Here is a 23,158-nt window from a genome sequence, read left to right on the forward strand (position 1 = left end):
CTGCGCGGCGCCGTCGTCCGCCGCGGCGGTGCGGCGGCAGACGTGGGCGAGGCCCCAGACGCCTGAGCCCACGCTCCCCAAGGCGAGCAACGCCTCTCCTTGCACCGCAGGCTGACGCCGGGTAGGCGCCCGTCCGCCGCAGCGCGTAGCCTTGACAGGGTGACATCGCCCTTCGACGATCCCGAGTTCACTGCCCGACTTGCCCAGATGGGCGTCGTCCACACCCCCGGCATGGCGGCCCGGATGATGGATGAGCTCGCGCCGCTGCTCGCCACCGAAGGGATCGACCTCCACGACCTGGACGACGACGTCGACCTCAGCGAGGTCAACGAGGCGCTCGCCCGCGCGACCGAGCGTCACAACCTCACGCTGTTCACGCCCGTCGGCGCGCAGCGCGCCGGTGCCCTCGCGGTCCTGCGACTGTTCGCCGAGTCATTCGCCGAGGGCGATGAAGCCCGTGCCGCCGACGTGCTCGCAAGCGTCGAAAGCGATCCGGCGGGCGATGCGCCGGCAATCTCGCATGTCATCGGCGTCAGCCTCGGACTCCTCGACAGTTGGCACACCGACTCGGAACTGCGCGCAGCGCTCACGGCCACGCGCGTGCCGCGGTGGAACCGTGCAGCACGCGCTGCGGCGACGGATGTCCTCGCCCTCGCCCGCAAGGGGCGCGCGTTCGCGTCGCTGGCTAGCCTTCACCGGCACGGCGGGCTGGCGCTGTTCGAGGGATCCGTGCTCCTCGTCGCGGCGTCCCTCAGCGCGCGCGCCACGAGCGAGGAGGCGTCGGTGCGCGACCTCGCGGGGCGGGTGCTCGTGGACACCGGCTCGGGCCGACCTCCCGCGCCGGCTCTCCCGTCAGCAGCCTCCCCCCATCGGCCGGGAAGCAGCTTCATGCGCCCACAGGCAGCGGGCGACGCGAGAGGGCGGCGCCGAACTGACTCGGGGCGGGCCAGGGCCCGCAGCGCGCGGTCCGCCGACCGCGCGCTGCTGCGAGGCTTCGGCGCGTGGCTCGAAAGCGCGCCGTCGCTCGCCGCCCCCTCGGTTGACGACGAGCTGAAGGTGATGCAGGCGCTGGCGGACATCGCATGGGACCACCGTCTGGATCTGAACCGTGCCCGGGACGTCGAACCACTGATCGACCTCCTCTGGGACGCCGACGATCCCGAGAACCCCGAGGCGCTCGAGGCGGCGCTCGAGATGCTCCACGACTACGTGCACTTCCGCCTCGACGCCGGCCACGATCCGGGCGGATGGGAGGAGGCGCACGAGGCTGTCGAGGACGCGTTCGACGACTCCGGCGCCGGATCGGGACCCCTGGGTGCGATGCTGGAGGATGCGGAGAAGGTCGACCCGGATGCACGCCGCGGCGCTCTCGCGCAGACCCCGCTCATCGCGGCGGTGAAGGAGCTGCTCGAATGGGTCGGCACCGGCAGGCCGGCCACGCAGACCGGCGGTGTGCGTCGTGCCGACATCGAGAAGGTCGCGAAGATGCTGGGTATCCAGGCGGTCGGAGTCGCGAAACGCGTGGGCAATGAACGCGACGAGAATGCGCCCGTCCAGGCCCTGTCGATGGCCGAGGTTCCCCTGCTCGCACAGTGGTGGGAAGCGCTCTCGACCGCGCAGGTCATCCGGACCACCTCGTCCAGCGTCCGGCCCGGTCCCGCAGCCGCCGAATGGAGCGCCGAGGCGCTTCCGCCGCTGGAACTGGCCGAGACGATCGCAGGGACATTCGTCGCCATGACTTTGGCGCACCCGATGAGCCAAGGCACCTTCGGCGCGCTCATTGTCAAGCAGTCCATGGTCCAGCTGATGCGCGCCCTGGCTCCCGAGGATCTCGAGGTCCCAGAGCTAGCCCTGCTCGGCCAGGGGCCCGTGTGGACAGTGCGGAACCTCGAACGTGCGGGCTTCTTCACCGGCGGCTCCTCGGATGGCCTTCAGGTCCCCGACGGGCTGCGGGCCTCTGTTGCCCGCGGGCTCCTCCTCGCCGTGGCGCTCCTCGCCGGAACCGAGGAGGGGTAGACCTCTCCCGGCACCACCCAACGTGGCCCTGGTCGCGTCGAGGGTGCAATGTCGATCGTCCTCGCCGAATATGGCAAGGCTTCGGAACACCCCTTCCCCACGGTCGTGGAGGACGCCTGGGCGCCGCCGCGGGGCACTGACTCGGCCCTCCGGCGGCGGGCGGACGACGGCGGGCGCGTACCCGCCGTCGTCCGCCTGACCCTGGCAGTGCACGAGCTCACGGCGAATGACGTCGTCGAGGCGGTGTGGATCGATCCGCCCAGAGAACGCCAGAATTATGTACATGACAACCATCCCCGTCGCTAGCGCCCGCGCCGATCTCTCGAAGATCGTGGAGCGGGCCGAGCGTACTCACGAGCGCTTCGACATCACGCGCAACGGCGAACGCGCGGCCGTCCTGCTCGGCGCCGACGACTACGACGGGCTCATCGAGACGGTGTCCATCCTCTCCGAGCCCGAAACGATGCAGGAGCTGAGGGAAGCCATCCACGACCTCAGCCTCGGGAAGGGCCACGATGAAGATGACGTCCGCGCGGCCATGAAGGCCGCCGGGCGCCTGTGAGCCGCTACACGGTCCGCTTCTCCCCGGCCGCGAAACGCGCCCTCACCGAAGGCCTCCCGGAAGCAGTCGCCGCAGCCGCCTTCGAACTCATCACGGGTGCGCCCAGCGAGAACCCGCACCGGCTCGGAAAGCAGCTCGCAGAGCCGCTCTTCCCCCTGTACTCCGCCCGGCGAGGCACCTATCGCGTCATCTACCGGCTCGACGACTCACGCCGGGAGCTTGAGGTCGTCGCGGTGACGCACCGAAAGGACGCATACCGGGCATAGCAGCCCGGCGAGGCGGACGACGGCGGGTGGGCACCCGCCGTCGTCCGCTCACTCCCCAGGTAACCCTCGGCCTGCATCGGGTACGCGATGCCGCCCAGCGGCGTATCTGCCGCCGAAGGAGGCCCGCTCCGGCCTACCGCGTGCGCCCCGCGAGGACCTGCTTGGTCATCTCCCCCGCGCTCCCCAGGTAGCCGGAGGGGTCGCACAGCTCGTGGATGCGTCCGGCGCCGAGCTGCCCGACGAGGTCCTCGTGCCGCAGGAGCTCGTCCTCGAGGGTCGAGCCGGCCTCGATCGCCGCCTTGCACGCCCCGTACACGACCGTGTGCGCGCGCTGCCGACCGAGCCTGGGCGCGACGGCCATCATGACGGCCTCGGCGACGATGAGCCCGCCGGTGAGGTTCGTGTTCGCGCGCATCCGGTCCACGTCCACTTCGAGGCCGGAGAGCATGAACTCGGCCTGGTGCAGCGAGCTCGAGAGCAGCAGGAACGCCTCCGGCACAGTGGCCCACTCGAGGTGCCACGGGCCCCTGGCGCGCTCGAAGTCCTGGACCATCGCGTCGAGCATCGTCGAGGACTTGTCCCGCAGCAGCTTCGCCGCGGCGAGCATGAGCTCGCACGAGATCGGGTTGCGCTTCTGCGGCATGGTCGAGCTTGCCCCCCTGGCCCATGACGAACGGCCCGGCCAGTTCGCCGTACTCCGAGGAGCACATGAGCATGACATCGAGGGCGATCTTCCCCACCGACGCCCCGACCGCCGCGAACAGCGACACGAGCTCGGCGAGCCCGGCCCACACCACGTGCCACGTGATCTCCGGGTCGCGGAGCCCGAGCTCCGCCGCGAGCGCGGCCCGCACCCGCAGGCCCGTCGCCGAGTGACGCGAGCGTCCCCGCGGCCCCGCCGAACTGGACCATGAGCGCGCGCCCCCGGCGGCCTGGTCGAGCCGCTCGGCGTGCCGGTCCAGCGCCGAGAGCCACACCGCGGCCTGGAACCCGAACGTCACCGGCAGGCGGTGCTGGAGGTGCGTGCGCCCGGCCGCGAGCGTTTTCAGGTGCGCCTCGGCCAGGGCCGCGAGGGCGCGGCGGACGCCGTCGAGCTGCGCGCGCGGGAGCCCGACGCAGGCCCGGCACTGGAGCATCGTGGCGGTGTCCATGATGTCCTGAGTCGTTGCGCCCCAGTGGAAGTACCCGCACGGAGGAGCTGGGCACATGGGTCAAATGTCTGAGTCGCGGCGAGAGCGTGAGGCTGCGGCCAAGAAACGAGTACAGGCAAGTGTTGGCCTAGAGCAACTTCCCTTGAAAAAGTGTTTGGGCAGGAAGGAATGCCGCGGACATAACGGTGTAGGTCCAAGGTGCAAGAGGCCGTAAGTGCGGCTGAAGGAACATATTGGGGGGACTTTCTTCTCATGACCTGCCAAGTCATCATCAACAGCGAGGCGTTTGTCCTGGCCCACTCCGCCGCCCGCAGTCCGCCCGGAGCCTCGCGTTCCTGGCCGGGCTTGCTGGCCCTCGGCGAACGCGTCTCTGGCCAAGCTCGGTCTCGCACACAGGCCGACGTCGACTTCACCACTCCGGGAGCTTCTATCGCCGTGTGTGCTGTCTGGGCTCCTAGACCCATCCAGCGCTGCTTAGTATTGGTCCACCGATCGAGGCTTATCGCTGCCGCGAAGCAGGTCTGCGATGCTCCAGGTGAATTGGGCACGGTTGGACACTCCGTGTGGGCCCCATGATGATGAGTCAGACGAGTAGAGCTCATAGTCTTCGATGCCGATGCTACGTACCGTAGCTATTAGACAACTTACCCGGATCCAGCTAATGTCAGCTCTCGGCCCGGGAACACCTCGGGCCGCTCGCACCTATGGGGAATCTTGAAAAAAACATTCTTAGCGACAATCGTCTTCGCAGCTACGTTGCTTTCGGCATGTTCCACTCCGGGGACAAATGTGTCCTCGAGCAGCAGCAGCCCATCTTCGTTAGCCACGGTTTCCAAACCGGCGCAGAGCTTCACGCCCAAATCTTCACCGACACCAACGAATCTCTTCCTCGTCGGTAAAGCCGCGACACACAAGGGCGCTGAAATCACCATCAATTCGGCGACGATTGAGCCGCACGTTCTGATGAACCAAACCCGTTATCGACCAGACACTCCGAGCGCCGTCTTCACACCCTTGGCGCCCCAAACCGGCGCGAAGTTCGTGGTCCTGAAGTCGACCGTAACAAATAACAGCAAAGTGGGCATGGATCTCACTTGTGGATATCCAATTAAAATCATCGTGGTGAATACAAAAGAACAAGAGTATACCCCGATCGACGACTTGCGGAATATACAAGGAAACCCTGTCTGTAATGACAGCTTGCAACCAGGCTTCTCTGCAGAGATGACCTGGGCCTTCGAGGTGCCAGCGACTTCCGAAGTGCTTGCTGCCGCGTTTTGGGATGTAACCGATCTGGGCGGCTACGATGGGGACCCTGCAATCGTCGCTTTCCGCCCTTCGCTCATGTAACAGCAGCATTCTGTCAAGCAGGGAGTGCGGAAAGATGAGAATTGTCACGCACCTCCCTGCGGGGCTTGTACTCGCGCGTTCAGAGGCAACAAATGGTCGGTGAAGAGGTTCTGGAACTAGGCCCCAGAGCAAACCCGTTCTGGAGTTTTCCGTGTGAATTGGCTGCCGTCATTGCGTTTATGCCGCCAGCCTGGACAGCACTTCTGAAGACGATAGGGGATCGGTACTTCTCAGCATTCCGGAAGCGTCGGGGAGTGCGCTTGATGAGCGTGATGGCGGTGCGTCTGAGGGCCAGCTTCACCCCGATGATCGCGGCCGCCGTCATAGCTGCCCCTCCGAGCGGCATCGTTCTCGGGGCCGGCTGGATCACCGTCCTCGCTGGCTGCGGCGTGGCCATCCTTCTGGCATCCAAGGGCCGCAAGAAGGACCTCGCCTCGATCCGCTAGCTCTGCGCACCGCCGTCCGGCCCGTCCCTCGTTTCAGGGGCGGGCCGGTGATGTGCGAGTCAGCGACCCCCTCGAGCCATAGGCACGCAGCAGGTCGAGTCGAGGTCCCAACCCGGGGACAAGTCGCGTCATCCTGACCCACTTCCCCGCTTCCATACGCGCTGAGAACCCAATCCGACCGCGAGTTCTTGAAGCCCTGTGCGGTCGAGGAATCCAGCTACCTCAACGGACCCGTCTGGCCCCACGCGAAGTTCAACGCGATTGATGGCTTGAGCGGGATCGTAGTCCGTATATCGATCCGACAGGTGGACAAACCGCTGGTTCGTCGAACCAACAAGCGCACGCTCCATCTCAGCTTGGTCCGCTCGATAGGGCCCGTCGATGAGCAGGTCAGTGCCGCTCAGCAAGGCCGCGGCGTCCATGCGAGCCTCCAAGTCCTCGTAGACATAACCAGAGAACGTTATTACTCCCAGACCTGCCCTCTGCGCGGCTAAAGCCAGGGCCGCTCCTGCTCCGGGCTGATCGAAGGGCTCACCTCCGAGGAGCGTGAGACCCTCCACGTCCCGCTCGCGAGCCCCGTTGACGACCTCGACAGGATCGACAATATATCCACCCCGCGGCGAGAACAGATGCGGATTGATGCACCCTGTGCAGCGAATGCTGCAGCCCTGAAACCACACCGCGGTTCGCACCCCGGGCCCTTCCGCCGTGGTGGCGTGAAGGATCCGGGCCACACGCAGCAATTCGCCACCTGTCAATCGAACAGACGGCGGCTCGTCTCGGGCCGGCTGCCCTTCGGCCCGAAAGCCAGCTGTCCGCGAATCGCGAGCAGTCGATGGGGCGCAATGCCGGACGCTGCCACCATTTGCTCGAAACTCGGGAACCCGTTCTGCTGATCACGAACGAGCACTAGCCTTTCGGCGATCTCCCTGTCCAAACCCAGCCGCTGAAGGTCCGCCGACGAGGCTCGATTGATATCGACCGGTCGGGCATTCGGGGTTATCGACTCAGCTGATTGTTGTTGTGAGAGGTCACCAAACGCTGCTTTGACGTCAGAATCCATCGACGGGAATCCGCCACTCGAGGTGGGCAGCGGTGCTTGCTGGCCACCTTGGCGGCCTTGAGGCCCACCCGCCGCGTACCATGTCTGGTCGTTGTGCGCCTTCCACAGAAGCCACTTCCTGTTAATTACGAAGGCCATGATTGTGCTTGCAGCCCAGTTCAATACCAGCAAGCCACCGAAGAGCTGGGATTCCGGACTAGTAGAAGGGTTTTCCTTGGTACCGGTATCGACCAAGCCCGAGGCAATGAACAGCCCGACTTCAAAGACGGCGAAACCGATGCCCAGAATCCACCACCACGTCGTTTTGGTCTTGATTCCTCGGACGAGGAACACCACACATCCAAGGAGGCCGAGGCTGAGGATCGGCCACAGGACTCCCGCCGAGTTCCTGATGCGCCACCAGCGCGAGCAGAGCTTCTCTTCGGGTGTCATGGCAGCCTTTTGTGGTCAACGATCTGGTTTTGAACTGTGGCCGACTCAGACATCTGTACGTGATATTCGTCGGTCAGGCGAGAGTCAACGACGGTAGTCCCGGGGACTAGCTGGTTGATGGTTTCGTAGGAGGAAAGGCATGAGGGGCCGGGAGCCCCCGAGACCCCGGCCGTGATCACGCCGTCGGGACCCACATTGACCGTGATACGCCTCGTCATCGCCGCTCTTCGAACACGAGCTGGACAGTCCCGTCCTGCGCCGTCTGCGTCAGGAGGGTGAGCCCCATGGCTGCCGCTTGCTGCCGGACTGACTCGACGGTGCGGAACTGGAGGATGGATCCGACGGCAGCATCCAGCTCACCGAGCATCTGCGGGGTCGCCTCTTCTACGCCGTCGACTCGTCCGAGAAAGACATCTCCCACACGCGCAAAAGTCAGTCTGCCATATCGGCTGTACGCGGTGACGCGGCCTTCCGACTGTTGAATGTCGGTGGCCCCTAGTGCTTCAAGTGCCTCCAGGAGCAAATCTTGGTCCTGGACCCTTGTTGCCTTGCACTTCTCGCAGAGATCAGTGCTTCGCGATTCCTTCAGGGCGGCGATCGCCGCGATACCGAGAGGGATGAGGAGTACTTCGAGGCTCATGTCAGTACTCGATCTGCCGTCCGCCACGATAGGAAATGACATCTTGTCCACCGGATGCCCCCACGGTCACGAGACTACCGAATTCCTCGGTGGAGGTTGCGGCAACGGCGCGGTTGCTGGCCCAATCGCGGATTGCCCGGATCTGCTCTTCCTGGGTCTTGGACAGTGGGGTCGTGTTGCGGATGCTGCGGAACAAGTCATCCTCTTCGACGGGTCGCCGCTCCGAGAAGGCATCGAAGCACGCGCTGACAACGGCCTCGGCGACTTCGGCTCCCGAGTAGCCATTACTCGCTTCGGCAAGCCTCTCCAGAAGATCCTCGGTGATGGCCAGACGACCGGTTGCCCGCGAAGCTCCAGTGAGCCTTTGCCCAAGCTGCAGACGCCAGATGGACGTGAGCTCGGCTGGCGTCGGCAGGTCAACGAAGAAAATTTCATCGAATCTTCCTTTGCGCAGGAATTCAGGAGGCAACCCATCGATCTTGTTGGCAGTGGCGATCACGAAGACCGGCTTAGTCTTCTCCTGCATCCATGTGAGGAAGGTGCCAAAGACGCGCTGGCTTGTACCGGAATCCCCTGATGACGCCGATCCGAATCCCTTCTCTATCTCGTCGATCCAAAGGATCGATGGGGCCACGGCCTCGGCGAGTTTCAGGACATTCCGCATGTTCTGCTCGCTGGAACCAACAAGGCCGGAGAAGACGCGGCCCACGTCCATTCGGAGCAGAGGCAAGCGCCACAGCGTAGACATGCATTTTGCGGTCAGGCTCTTCCCGCAACCGGGCACCCCCGTGATGAGGACTCCCTTTGGCGCAGGGATCGACCATTCGCTGGCCGCAGGTAGCCAGGAACCGTTCCTCTTCTCAAGCCAGGACTTGAGATTCTCCAGCCCCCCGATGTCGGCCATGGATCCTGAACGCTCGACGAACTCTAGAAGGCCAGACTTCTTGATGGTTTGCCGCTTCTCGTCGAGGACCAGCGCGATATCGTTCGCGTCGAGGCGTCGGTCGGAGGCGATAGCTCGGGCGAATGCGTTCTCCGCCTCGCCCATCGTCAATCCTTGAGCTGCTTCGAGGAGCCGCTCCCTATCCTCAGGAGACAGGTCCACGACGATGTTTGCAGCATTAGCGGTGACTATGTCATTCAGGACTGCCTCGATCTCTGCTTTCTCGGGGAGTGGCAGGTCGACGACACTCACCTCCTTCTCGAGGTCCGCCGGGAGGGTGAGTCCTGGCGCCACGATCAGCAACGTGTGCGGCACCCGGCCCATCCGAAACTCACGTGCGGAGTCCAGAACGGCACGAATCACGCTTGGTTCTGCGGGACGGCCGCCGGCTCCGAGATAGTGATGGAGGTCGAAGAAAACGAAGATCGTAGGATCGACAGCCTTGGCCGCTTCCGAGAGCGCAGTATCGGGGGCCATGGGGCGTCCCCCATTGGCTCCGTCCACGAGCCCCTTGGTCAGAGTGTAGGTGACCACTTTCCTCGGCCGTCGCAGCTCAGGATCCTGGGCAATGGCGTGAACCGCCGAAACGACTCGGTCCGCTTCATGGGTCTCGACCAACAGCACCGGCTGTCGTGCCCTAATAAGGTCGATGAGCGTCTCTTGGAAGTTCAATCTTGTCAACGCCACTTCCCATGCCACCTTAGGTCGTACAGTTCCCCCGATTAACGGGCCGACAGGGGGAGCTTATGCCAAACGGCCGAGATTCGTCGTGGAATCAAGTCTGTGTTCCCCAAGGCGTCCTCAGGTACGCCGCCCAATGTCCAGAACCAAGTGTCCGGTGCCACGTCGATCCAGATTCCTACCAGACGGTAGTGATGTAGTGTCAGCTCCGCTGCTTAAGGACGAATCAACGATCATGAATATGGGGGAAGTTCTGATGTCGCATCAGATCATCATAAACAACGGGCCTTCTCAGGTTCCGGCGGGAAAGCTTATGGAGTTCGACGGCGGCGCCGCCGATTTCCTCGGAACGCAGCTCCTGGGCTGGCTCGTCACTATCTGCACGGCCGGAATCTGCTATCCCTTCGCACTCGTGCTTCTGGAGCGGTGGCGGGCAAAGCACACGCTCTTGCAGGGTCGGCGCCTTGAATTCAAGGGAACGGCCATGGGCCTCTTCGGGCTATGGATCAAGTGGTTCCTCCTGATCATCGTCACGCTCGGGATCTACAGCTTCTGGGTGATGCCACGCATCACGCGCTGGAAGGTCGAGAACACCGTCTACGCGAACTGAACGCAGGGACGCGAGCGTCCCGGCGGCGCCGCCGAACTGGACCATGAGCGCGAGCTGCGCCGGACGCCGTCGAGCTGCTCGCGCAGGAGCCCGACGCCGGCCCGGCACTGGAGCATCGTGGCGGTGTCCATGATGTCCTGGGTGGTCGCGCCCCCAGTGGATGTACCCGCCGTCGTCCCCGCACTGCTCGGCGAGCTGCTCGACGATCGGCAGGATCGGGTAGCCCACGATGTCGGTCTCGCGCCGCAGCCGCTCCTGGTCGAGCGCGTCGAAGCTCGCGGCCGCGGTGATGCGCGCGGCGGCGTCCGCGGGGATGAGGCCGACGGCGGCCTCCGCCCTCGCGAGGGCCGTCTCGGTGTCGATGACGCGGCCCACGTAGGCGCGGTCGCTGAAGACCTCGCGCATTTCAGGGGTGCCGAACATGTCGCGGAACAGGAGGGAGTCGTAGACGGTGCTGCTCATGGGTGTGCCTTCTCTTCGGGTCGGTGTTGGTGGAAGTCAGTGCCGGGCGGCGAGCGGCGCCTGGGCGACCGGGGCGCCGTCGTGCGCCGCGCCGTCGTGCGCGTCCCGGGCCTCCCCCGCCTCCTCGGCTGCGGCGAGCTCGGCCTGGAACTCCCTGGGCTTCGCGAGGGCCCGGCGGACGCGGGCGACGTCCATCTCCCGGGTCCAGCGGGAGACGACGAGCGTGGCGACGACGTTGCCGAACGTGTTGCAGAAGGCCGTGGCCATGGACATGAAGCGGTAGACGCCGAACAGGATCGCCACGCCCTCCACGGGCAGGTAGCCGGTCGCGGCCACGGTCGAGGCGAACACGACGTACGTGCCGCCGGAGACGGTCGCGGCACCCTTCGAGGTCAGGAGCATGATGAGCAGGAGCCCGACCTGCTCGGCGAAGCCCATGTGGATCCCGTACGCGTTGGCGAGGAACAGGGTGCAGATCGCCATGCAGAGGCTCGTGCCGTCGAGGTTGAACGCGTACCCGGTCGGGACCACGAGGCCCACGCCCTGCTGCGAGACGCCCGTGGCCGGCAGCTTGCGCAGGAGGCCCGGGAGGGCGGACTCGGACGAGGCGGTGCCGAGCACCATCGACATCTCGTCGCGGACCATGTTGAGCAGGCGGAACACGTTGAACCCGGCGACGAGGCAGACGCGGCCCATGACGACGGTGACGAAGAGCGCGATCACGAGCCAGTACTCGAGCACGAGCGCGGCCAGGGCGACGAGCATCGCGGAGCCGTTCGTGCCCACCGAGTAGGCGATCGCGCCGAACGCGCCGATCGGGGCGAGCCTCATGACGACGTTGACGAAGCCGAAGAACGCCTCCGAGACGGTGTCGAGGCCCGAGCTGATCGTGGTCAGGACGGCGGGCTTGAGCGTCAGGAGGCCGGCGCCGAACACGACGGCGAGGATCACGACCTGCAGGAGCTGCCCGGAGGTGCGGGCTGCGGCGGCAATACCCGGAGCGGCTAGCTGTCGCGCTGCAGGCCGACGGTGTCGTGGGACTCCTGCAGCCATCCCCTGAGTTCCTCGTCGACGTCGTCCAGCGACCCGATTCGGACGGAGTGCGCGAACCACCGCGGGCCGTAGGACTCGGTCTTCACGATGCGCGGGCTGTCGAGCCAGCGGCGGAGGGCGAAGCTGAGCAGGAGGTCGTGCTTCCGGGGCTGGAGCCCGGCGAACCTGACCCTGGCCACGCACACGAGCCGCGTCTTCTGGGGCAGCACCTGCACGTCGCCCAGGGACTCGAGCATCGCCACGCAGGCCCGCCCGAGCCGCAGCACCTGGGAATCGGAGTGGGAGAGCAGCTGCTCGAGGGAGTAGAGGCCGCACGAGTGCCAGAGATTCCGGCTGACGAGCCGCGCGCCGCAGCGAGGGCAGATCCACAGACCTGCCAGCTCAGAGTCCCCAGGCCCCACGGTTCGCTTCGCACCCGAGAGAGACGTCCTACGGATTCATGATCGGGGGATCGCTCCGGCGGCGCGAGGGGCCGGGTCGCGCGATCCTCTTCCACTGAAGGTGAAGCTGGGACTTCTGCGACGACGACGGTCCTGCCGCCCCCGTAACTCCAATCCTGTGGGACGAGCTGCTCAGATGAAGCCCATGGGGTCGACCGTCTGCCCGTCCAGGAGCACTTCGAAGTGGAGGTGACAGCCGGTGGAGGCCCCGGTCGTGCCCACGCCGGCGATCCGCTGGCCCGCGGCCACGGCCTGCCCCACGGAGACCTCGATGGAGGCCAAGTGGTTGTACGTGGTCTGCAGCCCGTTGCCGTGGTCCACGACGATGCTGTTCCCGCCGCCGTAGGGGTGCCAACCGGCCTCGACCACGGTGCCCGCCCCAGCGGCCATCACCCGGGTGGAGCAGGAGGCGGCGAAGTCGGTCCCGGTGTGCATCTCGGCCGCGCCGCCGAAAGGGCTGTAGCGGTAGCCGAAGGGCGAGGAGACTCTCAGGGACGCAAGCGGGCCGGCCAGGGCCGAACGCGGGGCCGGGGCAGACTGAACGGCAGCGGACTGCCCCTCCACGGATCCGGCCGCGGGGGCCTTCGGCGGAGCGGGGGTGCTGGCCACGCCCGGGCGCTGGAAGGACAGTTCGGCGGCCGGCTCGGCGGTGACTGGTGCCGCGGCTGCCGGCGCCGCCCCGGAGGCGGAGGCCTGCAGTTGGGCGGTCCGGGCGGGGGCATCGGCCCCGACGGCCGCCGGCACCGCGCCAAGCGCGACGACGCCGGTCAGCAGAGCCAGGGAACCTGCCTGCGTGCGGGGGTTGGCCAGGGCCGCGGCGGCGGCCAAGTAGAACGGGCGGGCGGGAGCGGCGCGACGGCGGCCGCGGGCGCGGTTGCGGATCATGGGAGCCTCTCACGCCTGCGAAGTTAGCTGTCGGGTTCGGCAGAGGCTGCCGGCGCGCCATCTCTGACGGCACACTTCACCCCGAGCGCAGGGCCCCCGTGCGCACTCTGGTTCCCCCGCCCCTGCCATCGACGAACGGATGAAGCGCTTCCGCTGGCAGGGCTCGGCGAACGGGAGGCTGCATACCCCACCGGGGTAGCGGTGCCGAGCCTACCCGGACGAAAACCGTCGTTACAAATCCGTGACCTTCGAGCGGACAAGGTTTTGACGAATACCCTCTGGGGGTATAGCTTCGCTCGGAGGGAACCCGGCGTGGGTCCGGCGCCCCGCGCGCCCTCAGAACAGCTCTCTGATGGCCGCGTGCGGGGCAAACCCAGGGGCGGAGAGCCGTTCTCCCTCCGAAACTGGCACTGGAACCGTCGGGTCGACTGCGGAAGCCGGCAACACGCCGTCGTTCGCGGAGGCATCCACGGGCCAGCCGCCGGCACAGCAGCCGCCCGGGGTTTGAGTTCCGCGAGGGCGAACACAGTCGTGTCCGGCGCCAGCCTCACCAGCAGATCGATCGGCTGTGCCACGCCCGATCGCGCGACCAGTTCGCCTGTGCCACCCCTACCGCGGCCGCGGGGAGTGAAGCTGCGGGACGTAGGTCAGCTGAACCGTGCGCCCGTCGAGGGTCCGCGTTTCCAGCAGGTTGAGGTCGAAGTCGGCGGCGCCGCCGAAGACGGGCACCCGGCCCGTGATCCCCGTGATGACAGGGAAGATGGTCACCTGAACGCGGTCCACCAGACCGGCGGCCATGAGTGCGTGGTTCATCCTCAGGCTGCCGTGGGAACGGAGCGGGATATCAGATTCCGCCTTGAGCCGTGCGACGACGTCGACCGCGTCACCGGGCGCGAGCGTGGTGTTCGGCCAGGGGAGGGGCTCGTCCGGGTCCATCGACCGCGAGACGACGACCTTGCGCATGGCGCTCATACGGGTGGTCCAGACATCGCCGAATTCCTCGCCGGAGAGGAAGAAGCCTGAGAACAAGCGATAGGTGTCCGGACCGAACACCATGAGCTGTTCTTCGCCGAAGAGGTCGGCACGATGCTCGAGGAGTTCGGGGCCCTGCTTGCCCCAGTAACCCGTCCACTCGTCCGTAGCGGAACCGAACCCGTCGAGGGAGCTGAAGACATCGAAGGTATAGGTCGCCATGCGTCCGACCGTACGCGCCCCATGAGCGCGTCGATAGCCCCCGAGTCAAGAAGCTGGACAGGCCACGCGATCCCTAGAACCACGCACGACGGCGGGTTTCCTGCCCACGCTGGCTGGCGGTCCTGCTCGTCGTCCGCGGCGCGCTCAGTGAGTGATCACCCGCGCAGGCTCCTGCTCGGCATGTTCGCCGCCGGCATCCTCGTCGTACTCGGCCTCGGTGCCGCCGGCACCCAATGGGGCCTCGTGTTCACGCTCATCGGCCTGGCGGGCTTCGGTATCGGTGGCCAGCAGCTCGCCCTCAACTACCTCATCGCCAACGCCTACCCGACCCAGCTGCGGGCGATGGCGACCGGCCGCGCACGACGTCGAGCTCCACTACGCGGGCCAGGTCGCCTCGAGCACGGTGGCCCAGGCGCTCGCGGCGGCCGGGCGGGGGCTCGCCGTCGTGGCCGAGCCGCCGCAGTTCGGGCTCGAGCGGAGCCCGCTGCTCGCGGGCGGGTCCCCTGTGACGATCGACGACTGGGCTGCGTGGGACCCGGACCACTACGCGGCGCCGGAGATCCAGCGGCTGGCTCAGGAGCTGGGCGCATGGGTCAAGGCCAACGTCGCTGCGTAGGCGGAACGGAGCTGGTGGATCTCCTGGCGGGAGCGTTGGATTCCCTCCTGGGATGTCCCGGATCAAGTGGCGCCTGATCCGGGACATCGTTGGAGACACGACTTCCTCCCGCCAGCCCGAGAGCGAGAGCCCCTCGGCGCCTGGCGAGTGAAGTCCAGCGGTGCGGACGATGGGGAACCTCGCCTCGGGGGCGAGCGTCGCCGTCGCCCGTCACACCTGCCTCAGCGCCCGTCGAAGTCGGGAAGCTCGGCCATTGTCCCCGGCACCGCCACGTGTCCCGCCGGACAGGACCCCTCGGGAGGAGCGGCTGGACATCACCGACCACTGGGACTGCGCGGACAGCAGCGACGCGGTGCTCAACCACGATCCGATCGAGAACACCGAGAGGGCCGAACCGATCGACCCGATCGACAGAGCCGAGCCGATGGACCCGATGGACAGCACCGACCCCACCGAGCCGATCGACAGCAACGAGTCCTGCGACCACAGGGACAGCACGGAGCCTGAGGACGCGTGACGCGCAGGGGGTATGGACAGCTTGGTCATGAGGCCATCTTGCCCGGCAGCTACCGGCCGATGCGAGGCCTGGTTCTGATCGACAAAAGCACGAAGGTGACGATGCGTGTACGTCCCCTCCCCGCGTCTGTACCAAGGCGCGTTCGGTCGTCGATCTGCCCCGGCTCAGGTCGCGGGGCGGGCGCCCAGCCGCGGTGGGTGCTCCCACTGCTCGTCGGTCTCGCCGAGCACCTTCCAGCCGATCGGGGCCATCCCGACAACCATGGCCCCGAGCCCGATCGCGAACACCACAGCCGAGCCGGTCGGCAGGGCCACGCCGAACACCAGCGCACCCAGGCCGAGCGCGACGGCCGCCCACATCGGCGCCACGCGCGCGCGGTACAGGCCGTAGCTCATGGAGATCAGCCCGACAGGCAGCAGGAGCACCGCCAGCAGGAGCACGGTCCAACGAGTCGAGCCGAACGCGAAGATGCGCTCGTACAGCGCTGCGGCATCGGCCTCGCTCGAGCGTCCGAGCTCGGGAATGACCACTGTCTCCGCCGCGGCGACGGCGAACAGGGCCAGGACTCCGACCAGGGCGACGGCTCCGCCGAGGATCCCTTCGGCCGGCCGCCGCTCGTGCAACTGGTGGGCCAGGCCGAGCACGGCACCGACCATCAGCAGCATCGATGCGGCGATGAACCAGTGCGCGAGTTCCCACCGGTCCGCGTTGCTGGAGATGATCTCGTATTGGCGCGCCGCATCCGCGGTCTCCTCCGGATGCAGAAGGCCACCGACGAGCAACAGCGCGGGCGCGGCGATCAGGCACGATCCGCAGATCGCCTTGCGGAGCCGTTTGGATCTCGAGAGAGTGCTCACCACAATCTCCCCTTTCGCCTTTGGATCGAGTGTCTTCCCGTTGATGCCGGCGAACAAGGTTCGCCGTGCTACCGACCGGCCCGGGGCTTGGTCCTGATCGACAGCAGCACGAACGTGAGGATGAGCACCGGAAGCACCGCGAAGTGGTAGGCGATGTCCGCCGGCCCGCCTCCGAGGAGTGTGAACGTCAGACCGACGAGGAAGCCGACGACGGCGAACCCGGTGGCAACCTGGGCCGCGAGACGCCCGCGGCCCGGACTGCGGACGAGGGCGACGGCCCCCGCGACGAGCACGACGCCGATGATCGCCTCGGCGATGCCAGCGGCGGTGGGGCTGTAAGGCGGCTTGCCTTCGCCCGTCAGGCCCAACAGATGGACGGTCGAGACGACCGCGAGGGTGGCCGCCTCAAGGATCATGAGGGCCGCCAATCCGCGTCGCGCGCGGTCAGAGGCGAAGGCGGGGGTAGAAGCCACGGTGACCTCCTGATCAGCCCGGTCGCCGCAGTCACGCCCGCCATGGCGTGAGCCGCGGCCACCATCCCGGGACGTTGCGCCGGTAGTCGAGGTACTGCTTGCCGTACGTACTGGTGAGGGTTGGCTCCTCGTAGCCCTTCACGAACGCGACGACCGCGGCGAGGGCGATGACGGCGTAGAGCACGAGCCACCAGCTGCCGAACAGCAGCGCCTGGCCCAGGATGATCGCGATCACCGCGAGGTACATCGGATTGCGCACGAATCGGTAGACCCCCGTCACGACGAGCGTCTCGGTCGGAGCGATCGGAGCGGGTGTGCCGCGGTGCAGGGCGAACAGCACAAAAGCATGCAGCAGGAAGGCCACCCCGATGGCGATCGCGATCCAGGCGACCGGCACGACGACCCAGACCGCGCCGCCCCAGTCGTGCCAACGCCAGCCGGAGATGAGCCACGGGATGAGACCCGCGACGACGCCGGGCGCGAGGAGGAGGAAGACGACCGTCCCGATCCACGCGCGTGCGGACGAGGCTGCCCGGGCCATGCGCGTCAGACTAGCCCTCTTCCTCCGACCACGCGAGGGAGCGTAGCGCTTCGGGAGTGCGCGAGCAGACACCAGGTGCGTCCTCGACACGGACGGCGTGTCCGCGGAACCATGGGATGCCATGGGACGGAAAGCGGGAGCGGCTGCCGCAGCGGCCGCGGCCTGCCTGCTGCTGGCGTCCTGCGGCCTACCAGGCCCGCCGCCGGGCCCCATCGCCACGGGCACGACGTCGGCCCCGCCTCTCGCGCCGCCGTCAGGCACCGGCGCCTACGGCTATGTCACCGCTGGTCCGACCTGCCCGGTCGAGCGATCGGACCAGCCCTGCCCTCCGCAGCCGGTCTCGGCCAGGGTGGAGGCCCACGTCCCACGCGGCGGCGCCGTCGCGTCGACCCGCAGCGATTCCTCCGGCCGCTATGCCCTCGACCTCCCGCCGGGCAGCTACGTGCTGGTGGTCGGCGCCGCCTCGGGATGGCCGCACTGCCCGGACACGCCGGTCACCGTGGAGCGGGGCTCCGCCGCCCGCGCGGACGTCTCCTGCGACACCGGCATCCGCTGAATTCTCGAGATTGTCCCGGATCACACGGCATCTGATCCGGGACTTCCAGGAGGACAAGCCCGTCCGGAGAGCCCCCGCCTCATTCGGTCAGAGCCCACCCCCGCCGCCGAGGCAGCGCGAACCGGTCGAAGTCCCGCGCGGCGAGCACGACGGCGCCTGCCGCCTGCCGCTGTGCCTGCTCCACGAGCGGCTGGACGTCGGTGTACCGCGACGAGAAATGCGTGAGGACCAGCGTTCTCACACCCCCCGACGCGGCCAGCGCCCCGGCCTGCCCGGCGGTGAGGTGCCGGTACTGCGCCGCCAGCTCGCCGTCGTCGTCGCTGAAGGTGGACTCGGCGACGAGGAGGTCCGCGCCGTCGGCCAGCTCCTCGGCACCAAGGCAGGGCTCAGTGTCCATGACGAAGGCGAACCGCTGCCCGGGCCGGGGGACGCTGACGTCCTCGAGCCGGACGCCGCGGAGCTCGCCGGTCCGCTGCAGCCGCCCGATGTCCGGGCCCTTGATGCCCGCCGCCGCGAGCCGCTCGGGCAGGATCGTGCGGCCGTCGCGTTCCGTGAGGCGGTAGCCGTAGGCCTCGATCCGGTGGCTCAGCGGGCGGACCTCGAGGCCCCGGGCGACGGTCCCGGGGGCCCCGTGCGGGTGGAGCTGCAGGTCGAAGCCCCGTGAGGACACCGAGACGAGCGCCTGCACGACGTCGTGCCCCGCCGCCGGGTAGTGCAGGTGGACCGGATGCTCGACCCGGTCCAGGGCCAGGCGCGAGAGCACCCCGGGCAGCCCGTAGCAGTGGTCGCCGTGCACGTGCGTGAGGCAGATGCGCGTGATCTGCGTGGCCGAGACCCCGGCGTGGATCATCTGCCGCTGGGTCCCCTCCCCCGGGTCGAACAGCAGGCCCTCCCCGTCCCACAGCAGCAGGTAGCCGTTCTGGTTGCGGTCCCGCGTCGGGACCTGCGAGGCCGTGCCGAGGACGACTAATTCGCGCATGCCGCCCAGTATGACGGCGAGGCTCGCTCCGGGGCGTGCCCACCCGGCCGAAAAACGAGTACAGGGTGGCCGAAATCCAGTAGAAGAAGCCATCGCAGGGAGTCCTGCTCGCTTGAGAGAGTATGTGCACCCAAAGAAATGCCGTTGAGGCATCTGCGGGATATCGGTCACATGCGGGGGTACATCTCCCGGCAAAGGAGTGCAGGGGGAGCACCCACCATGAGCAGAAACAAGTCGCTCCGGCGCAACAAGCCTTTCGTACCGCAGGACAAGGCCCGCGTGGCCGTGGCCGCGCCATGAGAAGGGCAGTCTGGGCCCTCGGCCTGGTCATGGCCCTGACGGGTGCGGCGCCGGGGGCTCCGCCGAGATGAGCCGTCCCCGACGCCCGCGCCGACACCCACCGAAAGGACATTGGCTGCGTCCTGTACGGGCTGGACGTCTCCGACAGGATCCTGAACGAGATGAGCCACGCGCGCCCTCGACGGGCGCCAGAGGGGGTCGTGGGGCGAGTACAACGCCTCCTGGTCGTACCACCCGGACTCGGGCGTCCAGATTACCGTCGACGACGGCCAGGTCTAATGCGCTACCTGGAGAGCGTCTGAGATGGCGGCGGCGAGCAAGCTTGACATGAAGCCCGGCGCGGACGTCGGCTGAGCTCGCTGCAGCCCGAACCCTCATTTCTACAACACTTTAGAGGAAATACAAATGATCTTCAGAACCATGGATGAGGCCGTAGTTGTTTTCGCTGGACGCGGCTACGGGGTTGAAACTCGCTCTCAGACCCTTTGCCTCCTCGTCAAGCTCGAGCGCTTTCCGGTCACTCCGCATTTGCTGCACCTTGGCCTGACCATCGTCACAGCGGCCTTCTGGTTCCCCATTTGGTGTATCTATGCAGTCGTCCGCATCGTCAGCCCGAAGGTGAACCATCTGATCATCCGGCCGGCCATGGGTGGGGGATGGGTAGTCACTCTGCCCGGAGTGCCCGCCGTCACCTCCTATGCCCAACCCCTGCCCACCCAGTGAGATGTCCTGAGACATCAACCGTCACCGACGTTCTGAGGCGGCACTGTCACCGATGGCTGACAGCTCTTGATGACTCCGAGCAGACACGCGTCGCCGCGGGCAGCATGAGGACAGGTTCTGTCCTGACCCGCGCCTAGGTTTGGTGCTGTCCCCATGGAGTCCACGATTGGAGATCCGATGAGCGCCACCGAGATCCGCCCGTTCCGCGTCGACGTCCCGCAGGACCGCCTCGACGACCTCGCCGCCCGCCTCGACAGGGCGCTCTGGCCCGACGAGCTCCCCGGAGCCGGGGACGCCTACGGCGTGCCCCGCGACCGCGTGCAGCGCCTCGCCCGGTATTGGCGTGACGACTTCGACTGGCGGGCCTTCGAGGCGCGCCTGAACTCCTTCCCGCAGTTCACCACCGAGATCGACGGCGAGGACATCCACTTCATCCACGTCCGCTCGTCGCGCCCCGGCGCGTTCCCGCTCATCCTGACCCACGGCTGGCCCGGCTCGATCGTGGAGTACCTCGACGTCATCGACCCCCTCACCGAGCCGGCCGGCCCCGCGGAGCCGGCGTTCGACGTCGTCATCCCCTCCCTGCCCGGGTTCGGCTTCTCGGGGCCCACCCGGAGCACGGGCTGGAACCGCTACCGGACCGCGGCGGCGTGGGTCGAGCTCATGCGCCGGCTCGGCTATGAGCGCTACGGCGCCGTCGGGAACGACGGCGGCTCGCTGGTCTCGCCCGAGATCGGCAGGCTGGACCCCGAACGCGTCGCGGGCGTCCACGTCACCCAGCTCTTCTCGTTCCCCTCGGGCGACCCGTCCGACTTCGCCGGCCTCTCCGAGGACGATCAGGCGGCCCTGAAGCACCTGCAGTGGTTCTACGAAAACAAGATGGCCTTCAACACCCTCCACAGCCAGCAGCCGCAGACGCTCGCCTACGCGCTCGCGGACTCGCCGGTCGGGCTCCTGGGATGGAACGCGCAGCTGTTCGGCGAAGGGCTCGACGCCGAGTTCATCGTCGCGAACGTCGCCGTCCACTGGCTCACCGGCACGGCGGGATCCGCGATCCGCTTCTACTACGAGGACGCCCACACGCAGGAGCACCCGACCGGCCCGACCACCGTGCCCACGGGCCTGGCCATGTTCGCCGGCGACTTCCAGTCGATCCGGAGGTTCGCCGAGCGCGACCACAGCAACATCGTGAGCTGGAACCGGTACGACATCAGCAGCCAGGCGGGCGGCCCGAACGACGCCGCCGGGCACTACGCCGCGCACGAGGCCCCGGACGTCCTCGTGGGCGACATCCGGCGTTTCTTTTCGCTCGTGACGGGCTAGGACCCTATCGGCCGCGGGTGCCGCCAGCGCGGGGAGCGAGATACTTCTCGAGGACGACCACGACCCTTCCCGTCCGGTCGAGCCTCACTTGGATGGGGCACAGTCCGGGAGCCCGGTTCGGCGGGCCGACGTGGACCACCGTGCCGGTGCTACCCGACTCGGCCTGTGCCGGATAGGCCGCGTTCGCTGGGATGCGTTTGGTGATGGTGACCGGCTGCCCGACCCTGAAGCTCGGCTGACCTTCAGTCCGCGGCGGCACAGCGGCATCGCTGGACCTGTCCGCGGCCGACGACTGCCGGGACCCGGGCGGGCGCTTCCCCTGCCCGGGACTCCCCGCCGCCCGACGGTTCGGCCCTGGCCCCAGGAGACGGTCCCAGTCGCGATCCCATTCCTCCAGAGCCTGGCCCCGCCGGCGTCGCTTGTCGTCACGTAGCTTCGCCGTCAGGGCGTCCCCGGAGAGCGGGGGATCCTTCTTCCGCTTCGGCTCCACGGCGCGGGCCTCGGGGCGGGGAGGCTTGGCGACACGCGGCTGTGCCGGACGAGTGTCTCCGCCCAGAGGCGGCAGGGAGCGCCGGTCGGGATTGCGGTACATGGCCCGGATGGCAAGCCCGACGATCACGGCCCCCAAGATCAGGGCGAACACCCACCAGTACTCCACAACCACGGCCACGAAGAAGAGGAGCAGCAGGCACCCGCACCCGCCGCCACCACCGCCACCGCCGGTGGATGCCAGAAGGGCTCCCGTGAGGCCCTCGCTCCGATGACGTCTTGTCATGCGCACAGGATCGACCCACCCACCGACAATTCACGCTCTCAAGACCCGGCCGCCTCGAGGCCTTTAGTCATTGGGCAAAAAATCGAGTACATCCCATCCGAAAACAAGTACCAGCAAGTGTCGCGGGGAACCGTGCCGGCCTGAAAGAGTATGCGCACTCGAGGAAATGCCCCGGGCCGCGGGGACATCGAAAACATGCCGGAGGACATCTCACCGGCAGGGGGAATGTTAGGAGTCGAGATCCACATGCCAGAGGAATATCCGCTGCAATACTCGCACGAGCCCTATCAGAGCCAGGCGTCTCCGTATCAGCAGTTCGCGTCCCCGGCGCCGCAGCCTGCCGCGTACGGCGGGCAAGCCGGCTATCAGGGCTCATCCTTCTATGAGCAGTCCCGCCAGCAGATGGAAGGCGGAAAACATGCCACGAACGGCCTCGTGCTCGGATGCATCGGCGCATTCTGCGCGGTGCTCCTCGGGTGGATTCCGTTCCTGGGGCTTTTCGGCGTTGCCGCCGGTATCGGTTGCGGAATTCCGGCGATCCTCCAGGGCAGGAAGGCCGAGCTGTACAACGTCAGCGGGCGCGCCGGGATCATCCTCGGTTGGATCGCCATCGGCTTCTCGGTCCTCTGGACCGCGATCTACATGTTCCTCATGTTCGTGGGGATGACGAGCAGCAGCTATTCGTACTGACGACGACGCCGACGCTCCGAGCTTCAGTGCGATGGGAAGGGGGATCGACCTGCCTCAACCGCCCCAGACCTCGCCGGCGGCGAGGCGTGTCATCTCCGCCCGAGCTTGTTCGTCGCTCAGTCCCGCGCTCAGCAGCGTCCGCCGCTGCCGCTCCTGGTAGTCAACGAACCTGTCTCTCGCCGTCGGATGGTCGGCAGACTGCGGGCGGCGCACCTCGTGAACACGATGCGTCTCCTGCTCGGCGGCACGCTGGTGGCGGGGACCCGGCGCCGAGGGCGGGGATGCGAACCTGCCGTGTTCCATGATGTTCCCCTCCCCAGTGACGGCACCGCACGGGAACCCCCGGGTGGGGGCTTCGCCCGAGCCATCCGGCGTGCCGGCTGGCCTGCCCTGCCCCGGCCTCGGGGCCTGGGAGGGGCACACCGACCGACGGAATCCCCAAAGACAGGACAGGCCTAATCGCACCAGAATCCCCGACGGAACACATCCGTGTCAATTCTGTGACAGAAAAAGTCACATTGGAGGCGGTCTCGCGACGGCGAGGCCGGCCACCCGAGCCGGTCCCCCGCCGTCGTGCGCCGCGACTCGCCGCGCTTCCGCCTATTGCGGCGCGG

General features: G+C 67.3%; 29 protein-coding genes, 1 pseudogene and 1 riboswitch. Of the genes and pseudogenes, 13 read left to right on the top strand and 17 right to left on the bottom strand.

Annotated features, from left to right (window positions below):
- Positions 1–159: 159 nt before the first annotated feature.
- Genes BV907_RS14355 through BV907_RS14365 form a run of 4 tightly spaced genes read left to right on the top strand, consistent with a single transcriptional unit; the run spans position 160 to position 2,844 of the window.
- Positions 160–2,016, top strand: a complete 1,857-nt coding sequence (locus BV907_RS14355) for a hypothetical protein (protein WP_139346789.1) — start codon at positions 160–162, stop codon at positions 2,014–2,016.
- 48 nt (positions 2,017–2,064) lie between these two features.
- A complete protein-coding gene (locus BV907_RS18475; RefSeq protein WP_139346790.1) occupies positions 2,065–2,322 on the top strand; it encodes a hypothetical protein in 258 nt (85 codons plus the stop codon).
- Positions 2,300–2,578 (top strand): type II toxin-antitoxin system Phd/YefM family antitoxin, encoded by a 279-nt coding sequence (locus BV907_RS14360; protein ID WP_217697938.1) that lies wholly within the window; start codon positions 2,300–2,302, stop codon positions 2,576–2,578. Before BV907_RS18475 ends, BV907_RS14360 begins: the two co-directional genes overlap by 23 nt.
- Positions 2,575–2,844, top strand: coding sequence for a type II toxin-antitoxin system RelE family toxin (locus BV907_RS14365; protein WP_077490418.1), 270 nt, complete (start codon positions 2,575–2,577; stop codon positions 2,842–2,844). Before BV907_RS14360 ends, BV907_RS14365 begins: the two co-directional genes overlap by 4 nt.
- 133 nt (positions 2,845–2,977) lie before the next feature.
- Here BV907_RS14365 and BV907_RS19165 read toward each other — a convergent pair whose 3' ends face one another.
- Entirely contained in the window at positions 2,978–3,487 is a 510-nt protein-coding gene (locus BV907_RS19165; protein WP_217697945.1) for a lyase family protein, read from the bottom strand.
- Between the two features lie 76 nt (positions 3,488–3,563).
- A pseudogene (locus tag BV907_RS19815) lies at positions 3,564–4,052 on the bottom strand (lyase family protein); the annotation flags it as partial.
- A 732-nt stretch (positions 4,053–4,784) separates the two neighbouring features.
- Here BV907_RS19815 and BV907_RS18480 point away from each other — a divergent pair.
- Positions 4,785–5,345 (top strand): DUF4352 domain-containing protein, encoded by a 561-nt coding sequence (locus BV907_RS18480; protein WP_139346791.1) that lies wholly within the window; start codon positions 4,785–4,787, stop codon positions 5,343–5,345.
- Between the two features lie 272 nt (positions 5,346–5,617).
- Positions 5,618–5,791, top strand: coding sequence for a hypothetical protein (locus BV907_RS18485; RefSeq protein WP_217697939.1), 174 nt, complete (start codon positions 5,618–5,620; stop codon positions 5,789–5,791).
- A 128-nt stretch (positions 5,792–5,919) separates the two neighbouring features.
- Here the strand turns inward: BV907_RS18485 and BV907_RS14375 are convergent, their stop codons facing one another.
- The 5 genes from BV907_RS14375 to BV907_RS14395 are packed head-to-tail and all read right to left on the bottom strand — an operon-like array spanning position 5,920 to position 9,568.
- On the bottom strand, positions 5,920–6,525 hold the full coding sequence (locus tag BV907_RS14375) for a 4Fe-4S single cluster domain-containing protein (RefSeq protein WP_342745558.1): 606 nt from the start codon (positions 6,523–6,525) through the stop codon (positions 5,920–5,922).
- A 20-nt stretch (positions 6,526–6,545) separates the two neighbouring features.
- A complete protein-coding gene (locus tag BV907_RS14380; protein WP_077490420.1) occupies positions 6,546–7,286 on the bottom strand; it encodes a ComEA family DNA-binding protein in 741 nt (246 codons plus the stop codon).
- Entirely contained in the window at positions 7,283–7,504 is a 222-nt protein-coding gene (locus tag BV907_RS19820) for a DUF2997 domain-containing protein (RefSeq protein WP_077490421.1), read from the bottom strand. The genes BV907_RS14380 and BV907_RS19820 overlap by 4 nt, the downstream gene beginning before the upstream one ends.
- Entirely contained in the window at positions 7,501–7,926 is a 426-nt protein-coding gene (locus BV907_RS14390; protein WP_077490422.1) for a hypothetical protein, read from the bottom strand. The genes BV907_RS19820 and BV907_RS14390 overlap by 4 nt, the downstream gene beginning before the upstream one ends.
- 1 nt (position 7,927) lies before the next feature.
- A complete protein-coding gene (locus tag BV907_RS14395; RefSeq protein WP_245827992.1) occupies positions 7,928–9,568 on the bottom strand; it encodes an AAA family ATPase in 1,641 nt (546 codons plus the stop codon).
- 295 nt (positions 9,569–9,863) lie between these two features.
- On the opposite strand from BV907_RS14395, the gene BV907_RS19690 reads away from it, so the two are divergent.
- On the top strand, positions 9,864–10,160 hold the full coding sequence (locus tag BV907_RS19690) for a DUF898 family protein (RefSeq protein ID WP_342745560.1): 297 nt from the start codon (positions 9,864–9,866) through the stop codon (positions 10,158–10,160).
- On the opposite strand, the gene BV907_RS19695 is transcribed toward BV907_RS19690, so the two are convergent.
- From BV907_RS19695 to BV907_RS14420, 5 genes are all read right to left on the bottom strand, one after another.
- A complete protein-coding gene (locus tag BV907_RS19695; RefSeq protein ID WP_217697940.1) occupies positions 10,050–10,622 on the bottom strand; it encodes a lyase family protein in 573 nt (190 codons plus the stop codon). The genes BV907_RS19690 and BV907_RS19695 overlap by 111 nt on opposite strands.
- 36 nt (positions 10,623–10,658) lie before the next feature.
- Positions 10,659–11,675, bottom strand: coding sequence for a cation:dicarboxylate symporter family transporter (locus BV907_RS14405; protein WP_077490423.1), 1,017 nt, complete (start codon positions 11,673–11,675; stop codon positions 10,659–10,661).
- The gene (locus tag BV907_RS14410) at positions 11,627–12,076 is read right to left on the bottom strand and encodes a DUF5655 domain-containing protein (protein ID WP_077490424.1); all 450 of its coding nucleotides are present in this window, start codon (positions 12,074–12,076) and stop codon (positions 11,627–11,629) included. The genes BV907_RS14405 and BV907_RS14410 overlap by 49 nt, the downstream gene beginning before the upstream one ends.
- Before the next feature lie 171 nt (positions 12,077–12,247).
- The gene (locus tag BV907_RS14415) at positions 12,248–13,000 is read right to left on the bottom strand and encodes a M23 family metallopeptidase (protein WP_077490425.1); all 753 of its coding nucleotides are present in this window, start codon (positions 12,998–13,000) and stop codon (positions 12,248–12,250) included.
- A gap of 1 nt (position 13,001) precedes the next feature.
- Positions 13,002–13,157: riboswitch (cyclic di-AMP (ydaO/yuaA leader) on the bottom strand.
- 452 nt (positions 13,158–13,609) lie between these two features.
- On the bottom strand, positions 13,610–14,194 hold the full coding sequence (locus BV907_RS14420; RefSeq protein ID WP_077490426.1) for a dihydrofolate reductase family protein: 585 nt from the start codon (positions 14,192–14,194) through the stop codon (positions 13,610–13,612).
- A 403-nt stretch (positions 14,195–14,597) separates the two neighbouring features.
- Here BV907_RS14420 and BV907_RS18930 point away from each other — a divergent pair, with 403 nt between their 5' ends.
- Both BV907_RS18930 and BV907_RS18935 read left to right on the top strand, forming a co-directional pair.
- On the top strand, positions 14,598–14,810 hold the full coding sequence (locus tag BV907_RS18930; protein ID WP_175637475.1) for a hypothetical protein: 213 nt from the start codon (positions 14,598–14,600) through the stop codon (positions 14,808–14,810).
- A gap of 253 nt (positions 14,811–15,063) precedes the next feature.
- The gene (locus tag BV907_RS18935) at positions 15,064–15,327 is read left to right on the top strand and encodes a hypothetical protein (RefSeq protein WP_175637476.1); all 264 of its coding nucleotides are present in this window, start codon (positions 15,064–15,066) and stop codon (positions 15,325–15,327) included.
- Between the two features lie 164 nt (positions 15,328–15,491).
- Here BV907_RS18935 and BV907_RS14435 read toward each other — a convergent pair whose 3' ends face one another.
- The 3 genes from BV907_RS14435 to BV907_RS14445 are packed head-to-tail and all read right to left on the bottom strand — an operon-like array spanning position 15,492 to position 17,198.
- Complete coding sequence (locus BV907_RS14435) at positions 15,492–16,241, bottom strand: hypothetical protein (RefSeq protein ID WP_139346794.1); 750 nt, start codon at positions 16,239–16,241, stop codon at positions 15,492–15,494.
- 11 nt (positions 16,242–16,252) lie between these two features.
- Positions 16,253–16,657: a hypothetical protein gene (locus tag BV907_RS14440; protein WP_139346795.1), complete on the bottom strand. Its 405-nt coding sequence runs from the start codon at positions 16,655–16,657 to the stop codon at positions 16,253–16,255.
- 31 nt (positions 16,658–16,688) lie between these two features.
- Positions 16,689–17,198 (bottom strand): methyltransferase family protein, encoded by a 510-nt coding sequence (locus tag BV907_RS14445; protein ID WP_077490430.1) that lies wholly within the window; start codon positions 17,196–17,198, stop codon positions 16,689–16,691.
- 121 nt (positions 17,199–17,319) lie between these two features.
- On the opposite strand from BV907_RS14445, the gene BV907_RS14450 reads away from it, so the two are divergent.
- Positions 17,320–17,754, top strand: a complete 435-nt coding sequence (locus tag BV907_RS14450) for a carboxypeptidase-like regulatory domain-containing protein (protein WP_077490431.1) — start codon at positions 17,320–17,322, stop codon at positions 17,752–17,754.
- Positions 17,755–17,833: 79 nt separating this feature from the next.
- Here BV907_RS14450 and BV907_RS14455 read toward each other — a convergent pair whose 3' ends face one another.
- A complete protein-coding gene (locus tag BV907_RS14455) occupies positions 17,834–18,733 on the bottom strand; it encodes a ribonuclease Z (RefSeq protein ID WP_077490432.1) in 900 nt (299 codons plus the stop codon).
- 705 nt (positions 18,734–19,438) lie between these two features.
- Here BV907_RS14455 and BV907_RS14460 point away from each other — a divergent pair.
- The 3 genes from BV907_RS14460 (at position 19,439) to BV907_RS14475 (ending at position 22,544) form a co-directional block, all read left to right on the top strand.
- Positions 19,439–19,756, top strand: a complete 318-nt coding sequence (locus BV907_RS14460) for a hypothetical protein (RefSeq protein ID WP_077490433.1) — start codon at positions 19,439–19,441, stop codon at positions 19,754–19,756.
- Between the two features lie 177 nt (positions 19,757–19,933).
- Entirely contained in the window at positions 19,934–21,079 is a 1,146-nt protein-coding gene (locus BV907_RS14465; RefSeq protein ID WP_077490434.1) for an epoxide hydrolase family protein, read from the top strand.
- A 1,021-nt stretch (positions 21,080–22,100) separates the two neighbouring features.
- Positions 22,101–22,544 carry a hypothetical protein gene (locus BV907_RS14475; protein WP_139346796.1) on the top strand — a complete coding sequence of 148 codons (444 nt, stop codon included), beginning with the start codon at positions 22,101–22,103 and terminating at the stop codon, positions 22,542–22,544.
- A gap of 54 nt (positions 22,545–22,598) precedes the next feature.
- Here the strand turns inward: BV907_RS14475 and BV907_RS14480 are convergent, their stop codons facing one another.
- Positions 22,599–22,847, bottom strand: a complete 249-nt coding sequence (locus tag BV907_RS14480; protein ID WP_077490437.1) for a hypothetical protein — start codon at positions 22,845–22,847, stop codon at positions 22,599–22,601.
- Positions 22,848–23,158 lie beyond the last annotated feature (311 nt).

The organism is Sinomonas mesophila, from assembly GCF_001999765.1.
In the GTDB taxonomy this organism is placed as follows: domain Bacteria; phylum Actinomycetota; class Actinomycetes; order Actinomycetales; family Micrococcaceae; genus Sinomonas; species Sinomonas mesophila.

What these genes read in the sequence shown, in the direction of transcription:
- BV907_RS18475 (WP_139346790.1), top strand. Translation starts at nt 2,065, where the DNA reads ATGTCGATCGTCCTCGCCGAATATGGCAAGGCTTCGGAACACCCCTTC.
- BV907_RS14360 (WP_217697938.1), top strand. Translation starts at nt 2,300, where the DNA reads ATGACAACCATCCCCGTCGCTAGCGCCCGCGCCGATCTCTCGAAGATC.
- BV907_RS19165 (WP_217697945.1), bottom strand. Translation starts at nt 3,487, where the DNA reads ATGCCGCAGAAGCGCAACCCGATCTCGTGCGAGCTCATGCTCGCCGCG.
- BV907_RS18485 (WP_217697939.1), top strand. Translation starts at nt 5,618, where the DNA reads ATGGCGGTGCGTCTGAGGGCCAGCTTCACCCCGATGATCGCGGCCGCC.
- BV907_RS14380 (WP_077490420.1), bottom strand. Translation starts at nt 7,286, where the DNA reads ATGACACCCGAAGAGAAGCTCTGCTCGCGCTGGTGGCGCATCAGGAAC.
- BV907_RS19820 (WP_077490421.1), bottom strand. Translation starts at nt 7,504, where the DNA reads ATGACGAGGCGTATCACGGTCAATGTGGGTCCCGACGGCGTGATCACG.
- BV907_RS14390 (WP_077490422.1), bottom strand. Translation starts at nt 7,926, where the DNA reads ATGAGCCTCGAAGTACTCCTCATCCCTCTCGGTATCGCGGCGATCGCC.
- BV907_RS19690 (WP_342745560.1), top strand. Translation starts at nt 9,864, where the DNA reads ATGGAGTTCGACGGCGGCGCCGCCGATTTCCTCGGAACGCAGCTCCTG.
- BV907_RS19695 (WP_217697940.1), bottom strand. Translation starts at nt 10,622, where the DNA reads ATGAGCAGCACCGTCTACGACTCCCTCCTGTTCCGCGACATGTTCGGC.
- BV907_RS14405 (WP_077490423.1), bottom strand. Translation starts at nt 11,675, where the DNA reads ATGGCTGCAGGAGTCCCACGACACCGTCGGCCTGCAGCGCGACAGCTA.
- BV907_RS14415 (WP_077490425.1), bottom strand. Translation starts at nt 13,000, where the DNA reads ATGATCCGCAACCGCGCCCGCGGCCGCCGTCGCGCCGCTCCCGCCCGC.
- BV907_RS14420 (WP_077490426.1), bottom strand. Translation starts at nt 14,194, where the DNA reads ATGGCGACCTATACCTTCGATGTCTTCAGCTCCCTCGACGGGTTCGGT.
- BV907_RS14445 (WP_077490430.1), bottom strand. Translation starts at nt 17,198, where the DNA reads ATGGCCCGGGCAGCCTCGTCCGCACGCGCGTGGATCGGGACGGTCGTC.
- BV907_RS14450 (WP_077490431.1), top strand. Translation starts at nt 17,320, where the DNA reads ATGGGACGGAAAGCGGGAGCGGCTGCCGCAGCGGCCGCGGCCTGCCTG.
- BV907_RS14455 (WP_077490432.1), bottom strand. Translation starts at nt 18,733, where the DNA reads ATGCGCGAATTAGTCGTCCTCGGCACGGCCTCGCAGGTCCCGACGCGG.
- BV907_RS14460 (WP_077490433.1), top strand. Translation starts at nt 19,439, where the DNA reads ATGATCTTCAGAACCATGGATGAGGCCGTAGTTGTTTTCGCTGGACGC.
- BV907_RS14465 (WP_077490434.1), top strand. Translation starts at nt 19,934, where the DNA reads ATGAGCGCCACCGAGATCCGCCCGTTCCGCGTCGACGTCCCGCAGGAC.
- BV907_RS14475 (WP_139346796.1), top strand. Translation starts at nt 22,101, where the DNA reads ATGCCAGAGGAATATCCGCTGCAATACTCGCACGAGCCCTATCAGAGC.
- BV907_RS14480 (WP_077490437.1), bottom strand. Translation starts at nt 22,847, where the DNA reads ATGGAACACGGCAGGTTCGCATCCCCGCCCTCGGCGCCGGGTCCCCGC.